Origin of the sequence: Streptomyces sp. CWNU-52B (assembly GCF_047444975.1) — a bacterium.
GTDB lineage: Bacteria > Actinomycetota > Actinomycetes > Streptomycetales > Streptomycetaceae > Streptomyces.
The window spans coordinates 1-22,417 of sequence record NZ_JBLFJV010000017.1 but is presented as its reverse complement, the minus strand read 5'-3'; the positions used below and the strand labels follow the sequence as shown (position 1 = coordinate 22,417).

Here is a 22,417-nt window from a genome sequence, read left to right as displayed (position 1 = left end):
TGGCTCGACCGGCACCAGGCCGCCCAGCAGACACAAGCGGGGGAGGGCAGTACCTGATGCCGTCGATGAACTTCATCCTGACCGGCCGTGACCACCTGTCGCGGGTCCTGGACGGGGCAGGCAACGCGAGCGACCGGCTCGGCCGGCGCCTGCTCACGATGTCCATCAACGGCGACGCGGCCGTGCGGCGCTTCACCACCAACACGACCCGCAACATGGCCGGGCTGCAGCGTGACACCGACGCCGGCGGCAAAGCCCTGGGGGAGCTGAAGAAGGCGGCGATGCTGCTGGCGCCGGCGGCGATCCCGGCCGCGGCAGCGCTGGCGCCGATCGCGGCCGGAGCGGGCACGGTCGCGGTCGCCACGCTGGCGATGACCGCGGCCCTCGTGCCGCAGATCGGCGCTCTCTCCGAGGCGGCCGATGCGGAGAAGAAGTACGAGGACGCGGTCGACAAGAGCGGCGCCCGTTCGAAGGAAGCCGTCGCCGCCCACAGCGCGTATGTCGAGTCGGTGTCCAAGCTCCCGCCCGAGACGAGGGAAGCGGCGGCGGCCCTCGGCATCCTGAAGGACACCTACAAGGAGTGGTCCGACTCGCTGGCCGGGGACACCATGGCCCCGGTCACCAAGGGCATCGCCATCCTCGACGGCCTGCTGCCCAAGACCACCGGCCTGGTCAAGGCGACGTCGGCTGAGACCGACCGGTTCATGACGATCGTCGGCGGGGGCATGGAGTCCCCGGGCCTCGACCGCCTCAACTCGAAGTTCACGACGTTCGCGCAGAAGACCCTGCGGACGGTGAACGACCAGCTCGTGCACCTGCTGCGCGTGGGCGACAGTGGCGAGGTCGGCGGCAAGGCGGCCCAGTTCATGGCGTGGGCGCGGGCCCAGGGGCCGACGGTGGCCAGCGTCCTCAACTCGGTCGCCGAATCGCTCATCCACGTCCTGGACGGGGCGAGCGGGGTCGGGGTGAGCCTGCTGCAGATCATCGACGTGGCGGCGGGCCTGGTGTCCGCTGTGCCCGCCGGGGCGATCGCGATGTTCCTGCAGCTGGCTCTCGCACTGAAGGTCACCAAGGCCGCCGCGCTCGGGTTCGCTGCCGCCCGTACCGGGCTGGCGATGTTCGCCGCGCAGCTGCTCGCGATGAACTCGGCGGCGGCGGCGACGCCCGGCCGGATGGCCGCGGCCCGTGCCTCGATCGCCGCGCTGTCCCGCACGACGAAGCTGGCCGTGGCGGGTACGGGTATCGGTCTCCTGGTCATCGCGCTGGGTGAGCTGTCGCAGCGGGGCAAGGCGGCGCCGCCGGACGTGGACCGCCTCACGTCGTCCCTGCGTGAACTGGGGTCGACCGGCCGGGTGACCGGTGAGGCGTCGAAGCACTTCGGTGCCGATCTCGACGGACTGCACGGCAAGGTCAAGGCCCTCACCGACCCGTCCACCACGGACAAGGTCCAGCAGTTCCTGGTGGGCTGGACCGGCTGGGACTCGACACCGGTCAAGGAAGCCAAGGACAACATCGGCGCGGTCGACGACGCTCTCGCCTCTCTCGTCAAGGGCGGCCAGTCGGATCTCGCAGCGTCGGCCCTGAAGCGGCTGACCGCCGAGTACGGCAAGGGCGGCCGGGACACCAAGGAGTTCACGAGCCAGCTCGGCGACTACAAGAGCGCCCTGGCGGATGCCAAGTTCGAGCAGGAGCTCGCCGCGCAGTCGATGGGTCTGTTCGGCGCGCAGGCCGTGGCCACCGAGCAGAAGCTCGCCGCGCAGAAGAAGTCCGCGGACGGGCTGAGGCAGTCGCTGCAGGCGCTCAACGATGTGCAGCGTGCGGGCCTCGGCGGGATGATCGGGTTCGAGTCCGCGATCGACGCGGCGGCGAAGGCCGCCAGGGACAACGCCGGCGCGCTGGACATGTCCGGCGGGAAGCTCAACCTCAACAGCGAGAAGGCCCGCACCGCGGCGACCGCGCTGAACGACCTGGCCGCCAGGACCGACGAAGCCACGGCTGCGGCCCGGGAGTCGGGGGCGAGCTGGGAGACCGTCAACGGGATCTACAGCCGTGGCCGTGACGCGTTCCTCAGGAGCGCTCAGGCCATGGGCCTCAGCCGTGCCGAGGCGGCCCAGCTCGCCGACCAGATCATCAGGATCCCGAACAAGTCGGCGAAGGTGTCGATGGACATCGAGGACGCCAGGCGTGACCTCGGCGCCTTCATCGCGAAGGTCAAGGCGTCACCGGGCTCCAAGAGCGTCACGATGAAGGCGCTGACCAAGACCGCCGAGCAGACCCTGGAAGGTCTCGGCTACAAGGTCAAGCACATGCCGGACGGCTCGGTCCGGATCACGGCGGCGGCCGGGTCTGCGCTGTCGGGTATCCGTGCGGTGCAGCGGGCCCGCGACAACCTGCACGACAAGAGCATCACGCTCACCTCGTACAGCCGTTTCGTGTCCGTCGGCCCGAACCCGGGCAAGCAGTTCGGGCAGCTCGCCCGCGGCGGTCTGGTGCCCGGCTACGCGGGCGGCGGCAACGTGCAGTCGTTCCCCGGCGGCGGCTACGTCGACGGGCCCGGCACCGCGACCAGCGACAGCATCCTGGCCCTGTTCGGATCGGGTGCGATCGGGCGCGTCGCCAACACCGAGTTCGTCATGCGCGGGGCCGCCGTCAAGAAGTACGGCGTCGCGTTCATGAACGCTCTCAACGAGGGCCGCCTGAATCTCCAGGCTCTCGCGTCCGGCGGCATGACCGGCGCCGGCGCGGACACCGCCCGCGGCCTGGCCGTCGGCATGGGCGCGAGCACGGGCCTGGTCGACACGGCCGCACGCCAGATGGCGGCCGCGGTCGTGACGGGGATCAAGACAGAGCTGCAGATCTCCTCCCCGTCGAAGAAGACGAAGGCGCTCGCCGCGGATGTCGGCAAGGGCCTGATCTCCGGCATGACCGGATCCAAGGACAAGATCAAGGCCACGTCGAAGGATCTGGCCAAGGACATCTGGAGCGCTTTCTCTGGCAGCAAGGACAACCGGCTGGTCGCCTACGTCAACCGGCAGACCAAGACGCTGCTCACCCTGGCCGGGAAGCGCGACAGCATCGCGGCGACGATCAAGCGGGCGAAGGACTTCGCGGAATCCACCCGAGTCGGAGCCAAGCAGTCCGCCTCACTGGGCGGGATGTTCGAGGGCGAGGAGCAGGTCACCGCCTCGGGGATCGGCGTGAAGCTGCAGCAGCGCCTCGCGAAGATGAAGACCTTCACCAGCTACATCTACAGCCTGAAGAAGCGCGGCCTCAACAAGACGATGCTGCGCGAGATCCTGGAGATGGGGCCGGAGCAGGGCTACGCCTACGCGTCCGCGCTGGCCGGGGCGAACGCGAAACTCTTCGCGTCGATCAACTCCACCCAGTACAAGATCAACGACCAGGCTGACACCCTGGGACGCGCCGGGGCGGACGCCCTGTACGACTCGGGCAAGCAGGCGGGCAAGGGCTACCTCAAGGGCCTCGACTCGCAGCAGGACGCCATCGAGAAGCAGATGGTGAAGATCGCCAAGGGGATGGACAAGGCCATCCGCAAAGCCCTCGGCATCAAGAGCCCGTCGACGGTGATGGCGCAGCTGGGCGCGTACTCCACGCAGGGGCTCGCGCGCGGCCTGGTCGACGGCATGCCCGCCCTGGACCAGGCGCTCGGCGACGTGTCCGGCCGGGTCGCCGCCACCACCCCGGTCCTCGGCCGGGCGGCCGTCTCGGGCGGCCGCGGCGGGACCGTCATCAACGTGCAGGTCGACGTCCACGAAGCGATGGACCCGGTGGCGGTCGGCCGCGAACTACAGAAGGTCCTCGTCCAGTTCGGCCGCGTCCAGGGCGCGACCGTCGTCCTGTCCCCGGGGAGGTGACCCCATGGCCTACCTGATCGAGATGGGCTGGGGCGGGCTGATCCAGTATCCGTTCAGCATCACGTGGACGGACATCAGCCGCTACGTCGACATGGTGCAGGGCATCACCATCACCAGGGGCGGCTCGGACGAGCTCTCCGAGACGCAGCCCGGTACCGCCTCGCTGCGCCTGGACAACCAGGACGGCCGCTTCACCCCCGGCTACAGCGGTTCGCCGTACTTCCCGTTCGTGCGGCGCAACGCACCGATCCGAATCTCGGTCGCCCTCATCCCCCAGCGGACCGGGGCGGCCCCGTACCCGGTGGCGATGCTCGGCGACGACTTCGACGACGACCAGGTCGGCCCGCTGTGGCCGGCCAGCTACGGCGGCGTCACGGAGACCGGCGGCCGGGCGCGGGTGCCGACCACCCCGGGCGTCTTCTCGGGCCTGCAGACGGCCCGGCAGTGGACGCTGCCGGGGTCGCAGCTGACGGCCAAGCTCGCGGCCGTCCCCGCCCTCAACGGCAGCAGCGCCGCGGACGGCGGGATGTGGCTGAACGGGGTCACGGCCGGCACCCGGCTGGGCTGGATGTACGACGCTGTCACCGGTCAGATCTCCTGCCAGTCCCAGACCGGCTACTACGACGCGGGCGCCGTGGCCGCCCCGTACAACGCATTGGACTACGCGTGGCTGAGGGTGCGTGAGACGGCCGGCACCACGTACTGGGAGCTGTCCGGGGACGGCGTCTACTGGACCGTCGTCCGCTCGCTGGCGACGCCGGGATGGGTGTCGAGCCAGACACTCGTCGTCGATTTCACCGGGACCCGTACCGGCGGCACCGCCGGCTTCTTCGAGTGGGACCTCGTCGGCGCGACGGTCCGCCCCCGCTTCTGGGGCACGGTCAACGAGTTCCCCGTCGACTTCACGGGCCTGGCCTCGCACGTCAGCATCTCGGCGACCGACCTGTTCAAACGGCTCAACAAGCATCCGTCGCTGCGGTCGATGCTCTCCGAGGAGATCCTCTCGGTCACTGCCCCGTTCACGAACGAACTGATCACGACCGGGCCGATGGTGTACTACCCGCTCACCGAGGAGTCGGGCACCATCAGCGCCGGTGACATCGGCGGCCTCGGCGCCCCGGCCCTGGCCATTGCGCAGGCCGGGAGCGGCGGCACGATCGACATGTCGGCTGTGGCCGGGCCTCCCGAGACGGGCGACCAGGCGCCCACGTTCACGCCCGTGTCGGCGACCGTCGGCAAGTGGCTGTCCGCGGACCTGGGCCCGCAGTTCGAGGACCCGCTCATGACGCAGTACCTCACTGTTGAGGCGTGGTTCCGGACCACCACCACAGGGCGCGCGATCTTCGCCATGCAGACCCCCGACCGCACGGCTCAGCACGTCCTGAGTATCGCTGCCGGCGGCGGGCTGCAGATCGAGTTCACCGTGGAGGGTGCCGCTCTCGTCGCCGTTCCCATCCCCGGCACGTCCGCTCTCGCGGACGGTGCCTGGCACCACCTCGTCTACGACCAGCGCGAGGTCTCGGTCTGGATCGACGGCGTCCTCAAGTCCACCGGCTTTCCCGTCTACCGCTGGTTCAACGAACGGATCATCCACATCGGCGGCTACCGCTCCACCCGCCTGTGGTCGGGCAGCATCGCCCACGTCGCGATCTACTCCTCCGTGTACTGGTCCGTCGGCCCGGTCATCGCCGCGTCGCACTACCAGGCCGGCGCCACCGGCTACGCGGGCGAAGCGGCCGACGTGCGGGTGGAGCGTCTGGCCCGGTACGCGGGCGTGCGGTCGGTGACGGTCTGGGGATCCACCCACGATCCGATCGCCTCGCAGGGGCCGGGCGGCAGCCAGGTCATGGCCCGGCTGCGCGAGGTGGAGAGCACGGAGTCCGCCCGGCTGTTCGCCGAGCGCGACTGGTACGGGCTCGCCTACCAGTCTCGCGATGTCCGCTACAACCCCGACCCGGCCAGCGAGACGTTCACGATCGCCTACGCGGACACGGAGACCGGCGACTTCTCACTGGCCGACGACGATCAGAAACTCGTCAACGTCATCGAGGCGAGCAGGCCGGGCGGGGCGACGCAGCGGGTCACCGCCCCGCAGTCCATCTACGCCTTCGGGGTCTACGACCCGGGCGCACTGCAGATCCTCAAGACCAACGACAACTCGGTGTTGGACGCCGCGTACTGGCGGGTCTCCCGCTACGCCAACCCGGACCCGGAGCTGCGCGAGGTGGGCATCGAGGCGGCCACCCTGCCCGGTTACCTCGACATCCTCGACGCCGACATCAGCTCGTACTTCTCCGTCACCGGCCTGCCCGCACAGGCCCCCTCTGCTACGGCCCGGGTCACGGTCGAGGGCTACACCGAGACGCTGAAAGAGCAGTCGCACCTGATCCGCTTCCACACCTCGGCGTCCATCACCGACTCCGTCTGGGTCCTGGACGACCCCGTGTATTCGGTGCTGGACGTCAGCACCCGCCTCGCCTACTGAAGGAGCCCGTATGCCGATCGCTGTGGTGCGTGCCGAGACGTACTACATTCCGCCGCCCCGCCTGCCCCGCGACATCTGGGCGACCGTGCCCGGGGCGGAGCTGGTCTACCGGTGGATCGAGGAACGCATGGGCCGCCGCGTCCCCCTCCCGGACGGGACGCTGGACGGGGAGCCGCCCGTGTACGCGCGGGTGAACCAGAACCGGTGGCTGGCGGACTGCGTGTGCGGGTCCGCGGCGATCGTCTCGCCGGTCGACCCCCGCTGGGGCTGCACCGAGTGCGGCTACGGCTGGGTCGCCATGGTCGTGCCCACCGTTGAGGAACTCGCCGCCATCGAGGCGGAGCTCCTCACCATCGCGAAGCCGCACCTGCGGAACTGGTGGCACCCCCTGGATCCGGCGAACCCCGCACCGCCGGCCGAACCCGAGCCGGAGGTGACGCCGTGACGTTCACGCCCCGCACCTGGGCGGTCGGAGAGGTCGTCCCCGCGGCGACCATGAACACCGAGATCCGCGACCAGTTCAACAGCTTCTTCGGCGCGTGGACCGCCTACACCCCCACCTGGACCACCGTCACCACCCCGCCGTCCCTGGGCAACGGCACCCTGGTCGGCCAGTACATGAAGATCGGCCGGACCTGCCACGTCGTCATCATGCTCACCATCGGATCCACCACCACGGCCGGCACCGGAGGCTGGCGGTTCGCCCTGCCCGCCACGGCGGCGACCATCGCGTCCGGGTCCCCGGGCGTCCTGAACTGGTCGTACTCCACCAGCGCGTCCAGCAACTTCATGATCGGCGCATCGCCGCTCCCGAACGGCGCGAACACCAGCGACAACATCTGGATGCCCAACCAGGTGACAGCAGGCGACTGGAACGTCATGAACGAGTCCTCGCCGATGGTCCCGGCCGCGACCTACGTCCTGCGCGGATGGGGCACCTACCAGACCGCCGCCTGACCCCACCCCCACCCGCAGCCCCGCCCGCCAGGCCGGGGCTTTCCTTATGTCTGGAGTCCGTATGGCCACACCTCTGTCCGCCGAGAAGTTCCTTGCCGCGCTGAAAGCCGAGGGCGTCAAGGTCGTCGAAGTCGGCAACTGGCGCACCCACAACAGGGCCGGTCACGGCGCCTGGGGGCCCGTGAACGGCGTGATGATCCACCACACCGTCACCAAGGGCACCTCCGCCACGGTCGCGATATGCCGGGACGGGTACGCCGGGCTGCCGGGCCCGCTGTGCCACGGCGTCATAGCGAAGGACGGGCGGGTGCACCTGGTTGGCTACGGCCGCGCCAACCACGCCGGCCTGGGTGACGACGACGTCCTGCACGCGGTCGTCGCAGAGACGTCGCTCCCCGCGGCGAACGAGGCGAACACCGACGGCAACGCCCGGTTCTACGGCTTCGAGTGCGAGAACCTCGGCGACGGCAAGGACCCCTGGCCCGCCGAGCAGCTGCTCGCGATCGAGCGCGTGGCGGCCGCGATCTGCCGCGCGCACGGCTGGAACGAGCGCTCGGTGATCGGCCACCTTGAGTGGCAGCCGGGGAAGGTCGACCCGCGCGGCTTCACCATGGGCGGCATGCGGGCCCGGGTGAAGGCCCGTCTCGCGCCGGTCGTCACGTACACCGTCCGCTCCGGCGACACCCTCTGGTCGATCGCCGTGGCCAAGCTCGGAGCGGGCTCCCGCTACACCGAGATCAAGTCCCTCAACGGGCTCAAGAGCGATGCGCTCACGCCCGGCCAGACCCTGAAGCTCCCCAAGAAGTGAGGACCTGCCATGCCTGAGTTCACCCTGCCCGGCGACGCCGAGACCGTCGTCAAGACCGCCGCCTCCTACGGTCGCGACCTCGCCGAACGGACCCTCGCCACGTTTGTCGTCGCCGCGTCCGGCGTCGGTATCGCGGCGGGCCCCGCCGACATGTTCCACGCCAGCTTCTGGCAGACCGTCGGTGCCGCGGGCATCGCCGCCTCCGGCTCCCTCCTGAAGGGGATGCTGGCCAGAGCGTTCGGCGCGAAGAACAGCGCGTCCCTCGCCAAGGGGGTGTGATGGCCACGCCCGATCCGGGCGTGTACATCAGCCCGGCGCAGACCTACCAAGAGGTGAGGGATCTGGCCCGGACGGTCGACCGCATCGAGTCCAAGCTCGACGGCATCCTCGACGACACGAAGGAGATCCGGGCAGATCTCCAGGATCACGAGACGCGGCTCCGCACTCTCGAGCGCGCCCGCTGGCCGATGCCCACGATCGGCGTCCTGGCCGGCGTCGCGGGGGCGGCCACGGGGGCCATCGCCCTGTTCGCCAGATGACCGCGGCCCCGTCCTCCGGGAGGGCGGGAAGCCGTCTCGGCACGTCAGCCGAATTCCGACATACTGACGGGACGCAAGACCGTGGGCCGGCCGGAGTGGCCGTGCACCTAGTCCTCCCGAAGGGGAAGGCGGTCTCAAGTCCCCGGAACCCTGGACTGCGTTCCCACCCGCATGACCCTTCTCTGCTAGCGAGACGGTCACGGCAGGGTGGGCGGCGCTTGGCCGGGGACGCCTGACCGAGCGCCTCCACCACCGACGACGGCCCCGCTCTCCTCCGGGAGGGCGGGGCCGCTTCGTCATGTCCGGGGTCAGGCGGACCCGTCGTCGCTTTCCTCCGGCGGCCCTGCGACGTAGGAGCCCTTGCCCCGCGCGGTCACGACCAGGCCCCGTTCGACGAGCAGCTGGATCGCTGACCGTGCTGTCGGCCGTGACACTCCGAACTCGTCGACGATCCCGGCCTCGGAGGGGATGCGGCGTCGCGGCGGGTACGTGCCGTCGGCGATGCGGGCGGCGAGGACGTCGGCGATCTGCTGGTACAGGGGTTCTGGTCCGTCCAGGTCAACGGTCATATATCGACCGTAGGACGCATACGACGATGCTTCTCGTCAGGTGACGTCAGGTGACAGCACCTGACAAGTGGGCGTAGCGTCGGCGCATAGAGAATCCCCGCGGCCTGGCAGGGCCCGGGGCTTGGCCGACTGGCTGGAGTCGACGTGACAGAGCCTACGCATAGCCCGCTCGCGAGCACAGACGAGGTCGTGAAGACCGTCCGCTGGTGCCACTGGCACGACGACGCAGTCACCGACGCCGTACTGATCGACGCAGTGGAGAAGGCGAGCGGTCCGCCGTACCCGCTGTACGCCTGCGGCCGCTGCCGCGAGAGGAACAACCTGGTCCCTCTGGCGAACCAGCCGCGATGAGGCGCCTGCCCGCCCCGCCTCCGGCTGCGGAGCTGGGTGGTGAGCAGTACGCGGGGCGCGCCTGCTGCTACTGCCGGACGAAGCTGACGAGTGGCGCGATGTCCGCGGGGATATCCCGGGGTCGGCTCGGTGTCCACGTCCTCGACATCGAGGTGTACGCCTGCCCCGACTGTGTACGCCGGTCCCTGCGGGTCAAGACCTGACAAGCTCCCGCCCGCCCTCATCCCCGTGCATTCCGGAGGGCGGCCGGGATCAGGCCCCGGCCAGCTGTCGACTTCGCTGGCCGGGGCTTGTCACCTCACGAGGTCGGCGAGCGGGACCCCGACGGCGTCGGCCAGCAGCAGAAGGTCGACGAGGTCCGGCGAGGTGGCCGCGCTCTCCCACCGGTGGATCGTCTTGTGGTCCCGGCCGACGGCTTCTCCGAGCGTGACCTGGGACAGCCCGGCGGCGCGGCGGGCGATACGGATTTGGTCTCCGATCTCCCGGCGCCGGGCGGGCACCCAGTCGGGCATCGGATCGAGGGGCACCCGCTCACGCTCGGATGATCAAGCTGGTAAGTCTTTACCACCGGTGGTAAATTTTGGGATCTTGTGGGTAGGACCCCTGCGTCTGGGGGATGTCCCCAGGACACTCCCGGAGAGTGGTGATCCCGCAGCCTTCAGCCGTGCAGCCCTGGCACTCGCCGCACGGCCCCAGGTAGTGTCAGGGAATCGAACGTGCGTTCACACTTATGGGTGATCATACGTCCTGACCAGCAGCGATGAGCGCGCCGTGGGGTAACTTCGAAGGACCCCCACACCTTGATCGTGCCGGGCATCACAGGGGACGGTGGCCCCCTCTCCGTGATGGCCCGGCACACGTGACCCCCGCCTCCCTTCATGGGAGTGCGGGGGTTGCTTGCGTCCGGCCCCACCTGCGGAAACGCCTTGATCATTTAGGGGAGATTTAGGGGACGAGCCCCGGTACTAGGGCTGTACTCAGGGTGTAGGCAGAGTGTGCTCAGAATGGATGTCGGGCGCATGAGAAAGGCCCCGGACCGTCCCTGACCTGGGAACTCCGGGGCCTATCTGCTGGTCATCCTGGTGGGCGCGGACGGTTTCGAACCGCCGACATCCGCCTTGTAAGGGCGGCGCTCTACCACTGAGCTACGCGCCCGGGATGAGTGAACAGCCTACATTGCCTGGGGCCGTGCCCTGCAAACCAGTTCGTGTCGGGTCGGCATGCGGGGGTTTTCCCCACCCCGGATGCGGGAGCCGGCCGGATCCTCCTGTGCGGCGCCGGTCCGTACGGTCGGAGTGTGTTCCGGCAGGGCTCGGGGCCGTGGGTGTTCGAGTGTGGGGGAGTTCCGTGATGAGTGGTCGTCGTGGGCGGCGGGGGTTGTTCCTCGTCGCCGTCTCTGTGGGTGTCGTTGCCTTGGGGGGACTTGCCAGTGGGTGTGGGGGCAGTGCCGATGACGACGCCGAACCGGAGAAGCGGGCCTTCGCGCTCGACGGGCGGACGCTGACCGTCGACTCCGACGACTCGGCGCTGGAGCTGGTCGTGGGGGACGTCGACGAGGTTCAGGTCACCCGGTGGTTCAAGGCCAGTGTCGTGTTCGGGGAGGGGCCCGAGGCGACCTGGCGGATGACGGACGACACCCTCAAGCTCCGGGTGCACTGTGCGGGCGTGGTCGCCAGCTGTTCCGCCAAGCACCGGATCGTCGTGCCGCGTGGCGTAGCCCTCACCGTGAAGGACCAGGACGGCAGCGTACGGGCCAGTGGTTTCAAGGAGGGGCTCGACATCAAGGCCAGTGACGGATCCGTGCGCGTCGAGGGCGTCTCCGGGCCCCTGACCCTGCGTACCGCGGACGGTTCCGTCCACGCGACCGGTATCGACTCCCGGCGGGTCGAGGTGAACACCCAGGACGGTTCCGCCCGGCTCGAATTCGCCTCCGTTCCGGACCGGGTCTCGGCGCGCGGGCAGGACGGTTCGCTGACCATCGGGCTGCCGGACGCCGCGTACCGGGTCACGACCGGGGCTGAGGACGGCCACGTGAAGGTGTCGGTGCCCCGTGACGAGGACAGCTCACATGTGGTGTCCGCGCACACCCAGGACGGGGAAGTCACCGTGCGCACCGCGAACTAACCGGGCCGTGTGTTCGTCCTTACCTGGTGGGAGAATGAAACGGGGCCACCGGGGCAGGACGGATCACAGCACGGGAGAGGGAAGTGACGGCGACACCTTCGCAGCCGTACACGCCGTCTGTGCCATGCGCACAGCAAGTACCTCGTCACCGTGCCGGGTTCAGGGGCGCAGAGGGTACCGAGGGTGCTGAGGATGCAGTGGGCACGGCGACGGGTCGGGTGAGCGGGGCGGGGCCTCGTCGCACCGGCGGTCGTGATCTGCTTCTCCTCCTTCTGCTGCCTCTTCCCCTGCTCGCGCTCACGCTGCCCGCCGCCTTCGCGGGCGGCGGCACCCGGCGCTGGTTCGGCGGGCGCTCCGAGAGCCAGCGGGCCGAGGCGCAGGCCGCGAAGGACGCCGCCGCGGCCGCCTTCTACGAACTCGACACCGCGCAGCGCGATCTGCGGATCTCCATCGAGACCATCACCGCCGTGGACGACACCCCGGCCGCCCGGCGCGTGGTCGCCGACTTCGAGGCCCTCGGCCGGCGTATCGACGAGGTCAGCCACACCTACATCGACGCCGTGGACGCCCACGACCTCGACCGCGACGACCTGGAGGCCTCCGTCGCCGCCCACGCGCGTACGGAGCTGACCCGGGCGAAGGACGAGCTGGCCGGGGTCAAGCGGGAGCTGGACCGGTTCGAACAGGGCCTGGGCCCGCTCCTCGGCAAGGCCGAGACCCAGCTCGCCCGGCTCGCCCCCGCCGTCGAGCGCGCCCGCCAGTCCCTGCTCGCCGCGTCGAACGCGCTGGACGCCGTACGGGGGACAGGGCTCAAGGCCGACGACCTCGCCGCCCGGCTCGCCGCGCTCGCCCCCGAGCTGACCAAGCTCAACCAGGGCGCCGGGCAGCACGGCGTGCCCGAGACCCTGGAGCGGGCCGACCGGGTCGCCCGGGACGCCGGAGCCGTCCGGGCGGAGGCCGAGCGGCTGCCGGAGCGCGCCACCGAGATCGACCGCCGTCTCGTCTCCCTGCGTACGCGCGCACAGGCGCTCACCACTCGGACCGGCCAGGTGGATCCGGTGCTCAGCGAGTTGCGGCGACGGTTCGTGGCCGCCTGCTGGCAGGACCTCCAGCATGTGCCCGACCAGTCCGCGGACGCCGTCCGGCAGGCGGAGCTGAAGCTGGCGGAGGCGCGGACCGCCCGCGAGGAGCAGCGCTGGGCGGACGCGACCTCCCTGCTGTCCACGGTGCGCGCGCTGCTCAACACGACCGACGAGGCGGTGTCCGCGGCCGGCGACCGGCTGCGGCGGCTGAACGAGGTCTCGAAGGACCCGCAGCAGGAGATCGAGCGGACCCGGTTCGCGATCCGGGACGCGCAGCGCCTCGCCATGGCCGGCCGCAACACCCCCGATCCCCGGCACGCGCGCCCGCTCGACGAGTCGGTGGCGCGTGTGGACCGTGCGATCGGGACGTTGGAGGGGCGGCACCCGGACTACTGGCACTTCCTGACCGAGCTGGAGGCCGTGCGCGGGACGGTGTCCGGCGTGGTCTCACAGATCCGGGAAGAGCGTGGGGCCGGCGCCTGACCGAGTGGCGCTGGCGAGGATCTGGCCCTGCCCCTGCCCCTGCCCCTGCCCCTGGCCCTTGCCCTGAGGCTGCGCGTCGCCGCTCTCGCTGCCGGTTCCGGATCGGTTCCGGATTCGGATTCGGTGGCCTTAGAGGAGTGGCTGACCGGCCTCTCGCTCCCGCTCCTGCGTCTCCTCCGATTCCCTTACGTGCTTGAGGGTCGCCCGAGCGTTCACCTTCTCGGCGGCCGTGACCTCCGACCAGAAGCGATGGCAGGTCACGAAGACCGCCAGTTCGCGCTCACGCTCCCGGAGCTTCTCCACCTCGGCCTGTTCGTCGGGCGTCCAGCCGGGGGACGCGGGGCGCTCCACCTTGCGCCAGCCGTGGTCGTCGCTGAAGCCGTCCAGGGGTTCGACCGACCAGGGGAGCCGCTTCAGCAGGGCCAGCAGCTCGGCCCGGACCTGATGCAGCTCCTCCTGACCGGCCAGGAGATCGCTTGGGAAGTCATAGGTCGCAGCCACTCGACAATGATACGTCTGTTCGATTTTGAGATGCGAGTTCCTTGAGGGACTTCACCGAGGGACTTCACTCGAAGTCGGGTGCCCGGCGGTCGGAGGTCGCGTTGTCAGTGCCGCGCGCGAGACTGGACGTATGTGCCGCAGCATCAAGACTCTCCGACCGCCCGTCCTTCCCGAAGAGGCCACGGAGGAGGACATCCACGCCGCCGCTCTCCAGTACGTCCGCAAGGTCTCGGGTTTCCGCGCCCCGGCCGCCCACAACCGCGAGGTCTTCGACCGCGCGGTCGACGCGGTCACCCGGGCCACGGCCGAGTTGCTGGCCGACCTGGAGGTGCGCGGGCAGACCGGCCCGGCCCGCCGGGCGGGCTGACCGGCCGGCCAGCCGTTCCTACTGGGCTGACGGGCCGTCCCTGGCGCCCACGCACGCGGGGACCGGGGGCCGCCTGGGGCCCAGGGCGGCCCGCGCGTGGCTCATGCAGCCCGTGAGTGGCGTCCCGGCCGCGGACAGCTCCGCCCGGCCGTCTCACTCAGACGCTCGGGCCCGCCTCCGGGACCGCTACCGGCAGCGGCGTCGGTGACGGTCGGCGCATCAGGAAGGCCGCCCCCGCCCCGGCCCCGAACAGCGCCACCAGCGAGATGCCCGAGGCGAGCCAGCTCGCCCCCAGCCACTGGCCGCCGAAGTAACCCAGGGCGACGCTGTACGCCGCCCACGCGAGGCCCGCGAGGATCGACCAGGGCAGGAACTCGCGGACTCGCCGGTGCGCGGCGCCCGCGCCGAGGGAGACGATCGAGCGGCCGGCCGGTGCGAAGCGGGCGAGGACGACCAGGGCGCCGCCGCCGCGCGCCAGAGCCGCGCCGAGACGTTCCTGCGCGCCGCTCAATCGGCGGGAGCGGGCGATGGCGCGGTCCAGGCGTGCGCCGCCGCGCCAGGCCAGGCGGTACGCCACGAGGTCGCCGAGGACCGACGCGGTCGCGGCCGAGAGGATCAGGGGGAGGATGTCCGGCACGTGCTCGGTCGCGGCTCCGGTGCCGGCCGCGGCCGCCGTCGCCGCCGTGATGACCAGGACACCGCTCGGCAGCACCGGCAGGAAGACGTCGAACAGGACCGACAGCGCCACGAAGGCATAGATCCATTGGCTGTAGATCCAAGGGGTGCCGGACAGCGACCCCACACTCTCAAGCACCGAAACTCCCCTGTGTCTCCCCCGTAGGCCACCGACCGTGCCGTGTGCCGCGTTGTCGCGGGGGAGCGGCAGGAGCGGCCTGTGACAGCCATACAGCGTACGCCTCGCATGGGGCAGGAGATCCACAGGGGGCCCGTGGGTTCGCCACATCATGTTCACTCCGCTGCCACTTCCCTGCGGCGGGCGGCCCGTACGTCCCGTACCAACGAAGTTGGGGCGATCCCCGGAGTAGGCCACGGAGCACGACGGAGTACCGACGCAGTGAGGAGCGGGACCCACCGATGACAGCAGAAGCAGCAGAAGCAGCAGAAGCAGGAACAGCGGGAACAGCAGAAACAGCAAGGGCAGGGCGAGCCGTGCGAGTCGCGGTCTGCGGGGCTCTCGCCTCCGTCGCCCTCGTGGCGGGCGCGGCGGGCGCGGCGGACACCGCGGCCGCGGCGGTCGCCGGTGACGACGGCGCCGCGTCCGGCTACCGGATGCGGGCCGACGCCCGCTTCGTACCGCCCGACGCGTTCGTCCCGTCCGGCGCGGTCACGTACGACACCGGGCTCGTGCCCGCCGCCTCGTCGATCGAGGTGGCGCAGCGCAGCGAGGAGGGCGGGCGTACGACGGTGACGCTGCGCGTGGCGGGGCTGAAGCCGGGGCGCGCGTACGGGGTGCATGTGCACCGGAACCCCTGCGGCGCCGACCCGGCCGCGGCGGGCGGCCACTACCAGCACCGGCCGTCCGCGGACCCCGCCGACGTGAACCCCGAGAACGAGGTGTGGCTCGACTTCACCGCCGACGAGCACGGCGGGGGCGCGGCGAGCGCGCGCCACGACTGGAACTTCCGGCGCGGCGAGGCGTCCTCCGTCGTGCTGCACGGCGAGCAGGGCGGCGCGGGCGCGCGGCTGGCCTGCTTCACCGTGCCCTTCGGGTGGACCGCCTGACGGCAGCCGGCCCGACCGCCCTGTGACGCGCGACGGCGCCCGCCCCCTCGGAAAGGGGCGGGCGCCGATGACGTACGGGGAGCCGGTCAGGCCGTGACCACCGGTTCCGACGGGCGGTTCTGCTCCGCGGGTGCGGCCGGCCGGCCGGAAGGAAGGAACCGGTCGAGACCGAACGCGCCCGAGCCGGTGAAGACGAGCAGCAGCATCGACCAGCAGTACATGGCCGCGCCCTCACCGCTGTTCTCGATCGGCCACAGTGCCTCGGGCTGGTGGACCTTGAAGTACGCGTAGGCCATCGAGCCCGAGGCGATGAACGCCGCTATGCGGGTGCCGAGGCCGAGCAGTACCAGGGTGCCGCCGACGAGTTCGATGGTGGCCGCGTACCAGTTGGGCCAGGCGCCGGTCTCGACGGTGGCGCCCTTGCCGTCCAGGCCGCCGAGGACGCCGAGGAGCGATACGGCGCCGTGGCAGGCGAAGAGCAGGCCGATGACGATGCGGAACAGGCCTATGGCGTATGGCTGGGCGCTGTTGAGGCGTCCGGTCATGTGGGGAACTCCTTCGGTCGAGTACGGTCCCGGGGGACCGGTGGGGGACGTAACCGAGTGAGTGCTCTACGTTAGGTCTGACTATTCAATGCTTGCAAGTTCAACTTTTGGCCACGGGTTTTGCGTCGTGGCGGGTTCCGGTTCCGGCTCCGCGCCTTGTCCCACCTGGGCGGCGACCGTCCGCAGCACGGCCCGTGCCACCGCGTCGGAGTCCGACAGCGTGACCGAGTCCACACCCGGCCGGACCCCGGCGGCTGTCACCCAGTGCACCCCCTCCGTGGGCACACCGATCGCGAACCGCCGTGCGTGCGCGTGACCTTGACGGTCGATCAGATGGTAGGGGCGCTGTGTTACGTCCAGCCCTCCGGTTTCGTAACCGTCCACGGTGTGCGGGCGGCACTGGCCCGTCTTCAGCAGCCGGGCGAGCAGCGGGTCGGCGGTCCGCCGCAGGTCCGGCTCCGGGAGGCGGGCCTCCACGAGAGTGGTCGCCGTCACGGTCGAGCCCGGCACGTCGGGGGAGTGCGCCACCCACGCCCCGTCCTCGGCCCGCACCTCCAGGCGGGGGCCGAGCACCTCCAGTACGCCCGCCTCGATGAGCGCCACCATCTCCTCGACGCGGCGCCGCGGCGGACCGATGGACAGGAACGCGTTCAGCGGGGTGTACCAGCGGTCCAGGTGCTCCCGGCGCGAGGGGCCGGTCAGCCCGCCGTGGTCGACGATCTGCCGCAACTCGTTGCGCAGGTCGCGCAGTACGTCGAGAGCCGCCTTGAGGGGGCCGTCGACGTTGCCGAGCGCGGCCTGCTCGGCGTCCTCGCGGAGGTGGCCGAGCAGCCAGCCCCGGAAGTCCTCGGGACCGGTGAAGACGCGTCCCGCGTGCGGACGTGAAACCCGGTCCCAGGACCAGCGGTCGGCCTCCGGTATCCCGAACTCGTCGAGCACCGCCGCCTCTTGAGGGTCCCGGTGGGGCACGTCGAGGAAACACGCACGAAATCCGCGTACGGCCGGCGTGCCGTGCCCATCTGTGGTGCCGCGTCCGTCCGTGGTGGCGCGGCGGCGGGTCAACAGCGTCTCGTAGTAGACGGTTTCGACCTCCTTCGCCACCAGCGGCCATATCTCGGCAAGGAAGTCGGGCGCGTCCCCCGAGTCCGCCCGCTTGCGGAAGGCGGCGATCGTCTCCGGGGTCAGCAGGAGCGGGACGTGACGGCCGTACGGGCCCTTCGCGTTGTCGCCGCGTGCCTGGTACGGGATACCGCGGCGGGAGCCGGCCACCAGGCGTGGCTCGCGGCCCGACGGGAGGTAGCGCGGACCGGCCGGGGTACGCAGGAAGCGGCCGCCGCGAGCCGTCGTCAACAGGGCCATGTGGTCGAAGAAGTTGAGGCCGAGGCCGCGCAGCAGGACCGTCTCGCCGGGGGCCACGCAGGAGAGGTCGAGGTCCGCCGGGTTGGCGGGCGGGACATGGCGCAGGCCGTGCCGCTCGGCGTCCGCGGACAACCGCTCCTGTGTCTGGTCCGCCAGGGCAGGCAGATGGCCCTGGGCGAGGACCACCGCCGTCAGGTCCGTCAGAACGTGGCCGTCGTCGAGTACGAGGGTCTGGTGGCCGTCGGCCGTGCCGTCGAGGCGGGTCGCGCGCGCCCGGTGCGTCTCGATCCGCAGCGCGGGCGGCGCCCCGTGGACCACTTCGCCGAAGACCCACTCCAGGTACTGGCCGTACTGGGAACGGGTCGGGTACTCGTCCGGGTGCAGCCGTCCGCCGGCCCAGGTGTGCAGGCTGGGGCCGGGGCGTATCGGGCCCGAGCAGTCCACGCTGTCGTCGGTGAAGAGGGTGACCTGGGAGGCCACGGTGTTCATCAGCAGCTCGGCCGGCTGGGCGGTGCGCCAGACGCGGCCGGGGCCCGGCGGTGACGGGTCGACGACGTGGACCGTCAGGCGTGTTCCGGGGGTGAGGAGCTCGGGTGCGGACGCGCAGAGGCGTTCCAGCACGCTGGTGCCGCGCGGGCCGGCGCCGACGAGGGCCACGGAGAGGTGTTCTCCCGGTTCGGTGACCCCGGTGACCCCGGTGACCCCGGTGACCCCGGTGACCCCGGCGGCCCTGGTGGACTTCGTGGGCTCCTTCGGCTCCTTCGCCTCCGTCGGTTCCTTCGGTTCCGTGGGGTCCGTCGGTTCCATCGGCTCCGCGGTCGCTGCAGACAAGGGTGTGACTCCCGGACAGGTGGGGCATGCGCGGCACACCGCCCACTGGAAGCGGACGGTCCGCATCATCATGCCGTCGCGCACCACGGGAACCGACCCCTGGGGCGGATCAACGGTACCGGTTGTGGGATGCCTCACGTGACTCACGGGCACCAAGCACCAGCATCACGGGCAACCCGGCTCTACATGGGCGACGTACGCAATAAACGTATGCAACCGGGGGATTGGGATCCGGGCCTCGTCGACGCCCGGCTTGGGCCTGGGGCTGGGGCTGGGTCTCGGTTTGGGCCTGGGGCTAACTGAGTTCGGATTCGGCGATCGTCCGCAGCCGGGATCCACCGCCGCGCTCCTCGCGCGCGTGGTCCAGCCGGAGCCGGGCCGAACGGCCGCTCAGGGTCAGCGTCATCAACTGGTTGCCGAACCAGGGGCCGCCGGTCTTCCGCCAGTCGACCGGCGGCGGCGTGACCCTGCCGTGCCGGGTGAAACGCCGGCCGATGGCGCGGCCCACGCCGCTCCAGCCGAAACGGAAACCGACCTTTATGTACGCCGGGATGGAGTTGTGGACGGGGGAGCAGGTCAGCTGGAGCACGCGGGCGTCGGGTCCCGGCAGGCCGTCGCGCCAGACCGGCTCGGCGATGTACGCGTGGTGCACGTCCCCGGACAGCACGCACACCGTCGCCGGTGCCTGGGGGCCCGAACCGGCCTCGGCGATCAGCTCCGCCAGCGCGTCGAACGACGACGGGAACGCCGCCCAGTGCTCCAGGTCGGCCGCCCGCCGCAGATTCTCGCCGCGCCGCGCCCAGCCCTCGCCGCGCTCGCCCCGGCACATGGCGGCGTTCCACGCCTCCGCGTCGTGCACCAGGTGGGGGAGCAGCCAGGGCAGTGAGGTGCCGATGAGGAGGTGGTCGTACGCACCGGGCGCACCGGGTGCATCGGGCGCACCGGGCTCGTCCTCCGCCCGCCCGTCCTGTGGCTGCCCCTCCGCTATCTGTTCGCGCAGCCACTCCCATTCCGCCTGGCCGAGCATCGAGCGGTTCTTCTCGTCGAGGACGCGGGCGGCGCGGCTGTCGACCATCAGGAGGCGGGTGCGGCCGAAGTCGCGGCGGTAGCTCCAGCGGACCGAGGCCGGCTCCGCGTCGGCGCGGGCGGCGAACGTGCGCAGGGCGTCCGTGCCGTCGGGGGTGGCCCGGACCGCCTCGTACAGGGGGTCCTCGGCCAGGCGGTCGGGGGAGAGGTTGCCGAGGTGCTGGTGGACCCAGTACGACATCAGGCCGCTGAGCACGCGCTCACGCCACCAGGGGGTGTCCCGCATGTCGGCGACCCACGCCTCGCTGGTGTTCCAGTCGTCGATGACGTCGTGGTCGTCGAAGATCATGCAGCTGGGCACGGTGGAGAGCAGCCAGCGGACCTCGGGGTCGAGCCACGATTCGTAGTAGAGGTGCGTGTACTCCTCGTAGTCCGCGACCTCGGCGCCGGGCGGCTCCGCCAGGCTGCGGCGGGCCGCCAGCCACTGGCGGGTCGGCTTGGACACCTCGTCCGCGTACACCTGGTCGCCGAGCAGCAGCAGGACGTCCGGGCGCTCGCCCCGCGGGTCACCGGCGATCCGGGCCGCGAGGGTGTCCAGGGCGTCCGGGCCGACCGGGTCCTTCTCACCGGCGGGCGGTGAGGCCCAGCGGCAGGAGCCGAAGGTGACACGGACGGTCTCGTGGTCGTCCAAGGGGGCGTGGATGACGGAGGGCGGGAACGGGGAGTCGGGGAGCGGCCAGACCCGCGCCCCGTCGAACAGCACCTCGTACGCGGTGTCCGTGCCCGGTGTCAGTCCGGTCACCGGGACCAGGGCGTAGTGATGGCCCGCGATCTGGAACGTACGGGCCTCGCCCCCCGAGCCGTCCGCGCAGCGCACCTCGGCGGTGGCCGGACGGCTCGCCTCGACCCAGACGGTCGCTGACGAGCCGTCGACGTACCTCAACAATGGACCCAGGCGCAGGCTCGCCACGTGATCACCCTCCTCCGTCGCCCCGTACGGTACGGAACGACGGAGGAGGGTGGGGAGGTTCCGGCGAGAGATCGCCTGCCGGGGTCGTGTGGTACGTGGCGTCGTAGGTCGTGTGCGTCCGGGTCAGCAGCCGCTGAGGACCGAGGTGAGCTTGGTCTTCTCCGCGGAGTCGACGGAGAGGTCGTAGTAGTACTTCACCTGGACCCAGGCACGGACGTACGTGCAGGCGTAGGCGGTGCGGGACGGCATCCACTCGGCCGGGTCCTGGTCGCTCTTCGACTGGTTCACGTTGTCCGTGACGGCGATGAGCTGCGGGCGGGTCAGGTCGTTGGCGAACGCCTGGCGCTGTGACGTGGTCCAGCTGTCGGCGCCGGAGTCCCAGGCCTCGGCCAGCGGTACGAGGTGGTCGATGTCCAGGTCGGAGGCCGCGGTCCAGGTGGCGCCGTCGTAGACGGAGTACCAGGAGCCGCTGGTGGACGCGCAGGCGGAGTCGGTGACGACGTTCGAGCCGTCACGCTTCAGAACGGTCTCGCGGGTGTTGCACGTGCCGCTGATGGTGATCCAGTGCGGGAAGAGGTCACGGTTGTACCCGGTGCGGTCCTCGGTCGCCACGGTGAGCGAGGCGAGGTAGGTGCGGGCGGTGGCGGCGCTGACCGGGGTGGGCAGCGCGGCGGCCGCGGACGGGCCGTTGAACAGCCCGACCAGGGCTGTCAGTCCGACGAAGGCGGCCACTAGACTCAGCCGTCGACGCGCGTAGATCTTGGGCATGCGAACTCCCTTGTAGTGGGGGGAAGTTGACCGGCGGGCAATGAATGGTCCCGGCGGCCGGTTTCTGGGAGATGTGCGTCAGGTGAGAAGTTAATGACGTGGGCATGACACGACAAGGCGTCGGGCGTGATTTCCGAGCCGGGGTGTCTGCTTTGTCAGCTACTCGGGTGGAATGAGTTCCTGTGGCGGCGACGGTCGCGGTGACGGTCGCGGCGGGGGTGGGTAGCGGGAATGCCTCTTCGTTTTGTACCGTGGAGGAACAAAGTGGTCCCCGCTCGCTCTCCCTGACCGGTGGGCGGGGCCACCTTGTCTCTCCGAGGGTTTTCAGGGGGCTGTGTCGGGTGCTGCCTGGTCCTGGCGGGCCTGGCCGGTCCTTGTCCGGTGCTGCCTGGTCCCGTCGGGTCCTGTCAGATCGTCCTGTCAGTCCCGACGGGTGCTGTCAGGTCGTCCTGCTTCTTGGAGGGCCTTCCGCTTTCACGTTTTTTGGAGTCTGCCGATGACGGCCACGACCGTGCTGACCGCCCGCGCCCTGCTGCTGGACATGGACGGCACCCTCGTCAACTCGGATGCCGTCGTCGAGCGGGTCTGGCGCCGCTGGGCCGACCGGCACGGGCTCGACGGGGACGAGGTCATGAAGGTGGTCCACGGACGGCAGGGGTACGCGTCGATGGCTGTGCTGCTGCCGAGTCGGCCCATGGAGCAGAACTACGCGGACAATGCGCGCATGCTCGCCGAGGAGACGGCCGACATGGACGGGGTCGTCGCGGTGGAGGGGGCGGAGGAGTTTCTCGCCTCCCTGCGTGAGGTGCCGCACGCGTTGGTGACGTCCGCGGATGTGGCGTTGTCCACGGCGCGGATGGGGGCCGCGGGGCTTTCGCTGCCCGAGTTGCGGATCACTGCGGAGTCCGTGGGGGCGAGCAAGCCCGACCCGGAAGGGTTTTTGAAGGGGGCGGCCGAGTTGGGGGTCGCGCCTGAGGAGTGTGTGGTGTTTGAGGACTCGGGGGCGGGGATCTCGGCGGGGCGCTCCGCTGGGA

At 70.7% G+C, this 22,417-nt stretch carries 22 protein-coding genes and 1 tRNA gene; 14 read left to right on the top strand and 9 right to left on the bottom strand.

Going from position 1 to position 22,417, the window contains the following annotated elements; genetic code table 11:
- The first annotated feature begins 65 nt into the window (after nucleotides 1-65).
- The 7 genes from ACLVWQ_RS17520 (at nucleotide 66) to ACLVWQ_RS17490 (ending at nucleotide 8,664) form a co-directional block, all read left to right on the top strand.
- Complete coding sequence (locus ACLVWQ_RS17520; RefSeq protein ID WP_414109731.1) at nucleotides 66-3,875, top strand: hypothetical protein; 3,810 nt, start codon at nucleotides 66-68, stop codon at nucleotides 3,873-3,875.
- 4 nt (nucleotides 3,876-3,879) lie between these two features.
- Nucleotides 3,880-6,360 (top strand): LamG-like jellyroll fold domain-containing protein, encoded by a 2,481-nt coding sequence (locus ACLVWQ_RS17515; protein ID WP_414109730.1) that lies wholly within the window; start codon nucleotides 3,880-3,882, stop codon nucleotides 6,358-6,360.
- Between the two features lie 10 nt (nucleotides 6,361-6,370).
- Nucleotides 6,371-6,805, top strand: a complete 435-nt coding sequence (locus tag ACLVWQ_RS17510) for a hypothetical protein (RefSeq protein WP_414109728.1) — start codon at nucleotides 6,371-6,373, stop codon at nucleotides 6,803-6,805.
- On the top strand, nucleotides 6,802-7,317 hold the full coding sequence (locus ACLVWQ_RS17505) for a hypothetical protein (RefSeq protein ID WP_414109726.1): 516 nt from the start codon (nucleotides 6,802-6,804) through the stop codon (nucleotides 7,315-7,317). The genes ACLVWQ_RS17510 and ACLVWQ_RS17505 overlap by 4 nt, the downstream gene beginning before the upstream one ends.
- 61 nt (nucleotides 7,318-7,378) lie before the next feature.
- A complete protein-coding gene (locus ACLVWQ_RS17500; protein WP_414109725.1) occupies nucleotides 7,379-8,125 on the top strand; it encodes an N-acetylmuramoyl-L-alanine amidase in 747 nt (248 codons plus the stop codon).
- 9 nt (nucleotides 8,126-8,134) lie between these two features.
- Nucleotides 8,135-8,404, top strand: coding sequence for a hypothetical protein (locus ACLVWQ_RS17495; RefSeq protein ID WP_414109724.1), 270 nt, complete (start codon nucleotides 8,135-8,137; stop codon nucleotides 8,402-8,404).
- Nucleotides 8,404-8,664 (top strand): hypothetical protein, encoded by a 261-nt coding sequence (locus ACLVWQ_RS17490; RefSeq protein WP_414109722.1) that lies wholly within the window; start codon nucleotides 8,404-8,406, stop codon nucleotides 8,662-8,664. The genes ACLVWQ_RS17495 and ACLVWQ_RS17490 overlap by 1 nt, the downstream gene beginning before the upstream one ends.
- A gap of 308 nt (nucleotides 8,665-8,972) precedes the next feature.
- Here ACLVWQ_RS17490 and ACLVWQ_RS17485 read toward each other — a convergent pair whose 3' ends face one another.
- Entirely contained in the window at nucleotides 8,973-9,233 is a 261-nt protein-coding gene (locus ACLVWQ_RS17485) for a GntR family transcriptional regulator (RefSeq protein ID WP_414109721.1), read from the bottom strand.
- A 144-nt stretch (nucleotides 9,234-9,377) separates the two neighbouring features.
- On the opposite strand from ACLVWQ_RS17485, the gene ACLVWQ_RS17480 reads away from it, so the two are divergent.
- Together ACLVWQ_RS17480 and ACLVWQ_RS17475 are read left to right on the top strand one after the other, a co-directional pair.
- Nucleotides 9,378-9,584 (top strand): hypothetical protein, encoded by a 207-nt coding sequence (locus ACLVWQ_RS17480; RefSeq protein ID WP_414109719.1) that lies wholly within the window; start codon nucleotides 9,378-9,380, stop codon nucleotides 9,582-9,584.
- Nucleotides 9,581-9,787, top strand: a complete 207-nt coding sequence (locus ACLVWQ_RS17475) for a hypothetical protein (protein ID WP_414109717.1) — start codon at nucleotides 9,581-9,583, stop codon at nucleotides 9,785-9,787. The genes ACLVWQ_RS17480 and ACLVWQ_RS17475 overlap by 4 nt, the downstream gene beginning before the upstream one ends.
- Before the next feature lie 90 nt (nucleotides 9,788-9,877).
- Here ACLVWQ_RS17475 and ACLVWQ_RS17470 read toward each other — a convergent pair whose 3' ends face one another.
- Entirely contained in the window at nucleotides 9,878-10,111 is a 234-nt protein-coding gene (locus ACLVWQ_RS17470; protein WP_414109715.1) for a helix-turn-helix domain-containing protein, read from the bottom strand.
- 553 nt (nucleotides 10,112-10,664) lie between these two features.
- Nucleotides 10,665-10,739, bottom strand: a tRNA-Val gene (locus tag ACLVWQ_RS17465).
- A 258-nt stretch (nucleotides 10,740-10,997) separates the two neighbouring features.
- Between ACLVWQ_RS17465 and ACLVWQ_RS17460 the strand changes: the two genes are divergently transcribed.
- Both ACLVWQ_RS17460 and ACLVWQ_RS17455 read left to right on the top strand, forming a co-directional pair.
- Nucleotides 10,998-11,708, top strand: a complete 711-nt coding sequence (locus tag ACLVWQ_RS17460; RefSeq protein ID WP_414109714.1) for a DUF4097 family beta strand repeat-containing protein — start codon at nucleotides 10,998-11,000, stop codon at nucleotides 11,706-11,708.
- Nucleotides 11,709-11,791: 83 nt separating this feature from the next.
- On the top strand, nucleotides 11,792-13,273 hold the full coding sequence (locus ACLVWQ_RS17455; RefSeq protein ID WP_414109713.1) for a hypothetical protein: 1,482 nt from the start codon (nucleotides 11,792-11,794) through the stop codon (nucleotides 13,271-13,273).
- Between the two features lie 129 nt (nucleotides 13,274-13,402).
- Here the strand turns inward: ACLVWQ_RS17455 and ACLVWQ_RS17450 are convergent, their stop codons facing one another.
- Nucleotides 13,403-13,774, bottom strand: a complete 372-nt coding sequence (locus ACLVWQ_RS17450; RefSeq protein ID WP_414109712.1) for a hypothetical protein — start codon at nucleotides 13,772-13,774, stop codon at nucleotides 13,403-13,405.
- A gap of 130 nt (nucleotides 13,775-13,904) precedes the next feature.
- On the opposite strand from ACLVWQ_RS17450, the gene ACLVWQ_RS17445 reads away from it, so the two are divergent.
- Nucleotides 13,905-14,141, top strand: coding sequence for a DUF2277 domain-containing protein (locus ACLVWQ_RS17445; RefSeq protein WP_414109711.1), 237 nt, complete (start codon nucleotides 13,905-13,907; stop codon nucleotides 14,139-14,141).
- Between the two features lie 157 nt (nucleotides 14,142-14,298).
- Here the strand turns inward: ACLVWQ_RS17445 and ACLVWQ_RS17440 are convergent, their stop codons facing one another.
- Nucleotides 14,299-14,955 carry a DedA family protein gene (locus tag ACLVWQ_RS17440; protein ID WP_414109710.1) on the bottom strand — a complete coding sequence of 219 codons (657 nt, stop codon included), beginning with the start codon at nucleotides 14,953-14,955 and terminating at the stop codon, nucleotides 14,299-14,301.
- A gap of 356 nt (nucleotides 14,956-15,311) precedes the next feature.
- Between ACLVWQ_RS17440 and ACLVWQ_RS17435 the strand changes: the two genes are divergently transcribed.
- Nucleotides 15,312-15,884, top strand: a complete 573-nt coding sequence (locus ACLVWQ_RS17435; RefSeq protein WP_414109709.1) for a superoxide dismutase family protein — start codon at nucleotides 15,312-15,314, stop codon at nucleotides 15,882-15,884.
- An 86-nt stretch (nucleotides 15,885-15,970) separates the two neighbouring features.
- Here the strand turns inward: ACLVWQ_RS17435 and ACLVWQ_RS17430 are convergent, their stop codons facing one another.
- From ACLVWQ_RS17430 to ACLVWQ_RS17415, 4 genes are all read right to left on the bottom strand, one after another.
- Nucleotides 15,971-16,429, bottom strand: a complete 459-nt coding sequence (locus ACLVWQ_RS17430; protein ID WP_414109708.1) for a DoxX family protein — start codon at nucleotides 16,427-16,429, stop codon at nucleotides 15,971-15,973.
- An 81-nt stretch (nucleotides 16,430-16,510) separates the two neighbouring features.
- On the bottom strand, nucleotides 16,511-18,619 hold the full coding sequence (locus tag ACLVWQ_RS17425; protein ID WP_414109706.1) for an FAD/NAD(P)-binding protein: 2,109 nt from the start codon (nucleotides 18,617-18,619) through the stop codon (nucleotides 16,511-16,513).
- A gap of 295 nt (nucleotides 18,620-18,914) precedes the next feature.
- A complete protein-coding gene (locus tag ACLVWQ_RS17420) occupies nucleotides 18,915-20,615 on the bottom strand; it encodes an alkaline phosphatase D family protein (protein WP_414109705.1) in 1,701 nt (566 codons plus the stop codon).
- A 123-nt stretch (nucleotides 20,616-20,738) separates the two neighbouring features.
- Nucleotides 20,739-21,383 (bottom strand): HNH endonuclease family protein, encoded by a 645-nt coding sequence (locus tag ACLVWQ_RS17415; RefSeq protein ID WP_414109703.1) that lies wholly within the window; start codon nucleotides 21,381-21,383, stop codon nucleotides 20,739-20,741.
- A gap of 496 nt (nucleotides 21,384-21,879) precedes the next feature.
- On the opposite strand from ACLVWQ_RS17415, the gene ACLVWQ_RS17410 reads away from it, so the two are divergent.
- Nucleotides 21,880-22,417 (top strand): HAD-IA family hydrolase (locus tag ACLVWQ_RS17410; protein ID WP_414109701.1); only part of this gene is annotated, 538 nt, incomplete at its 3' end.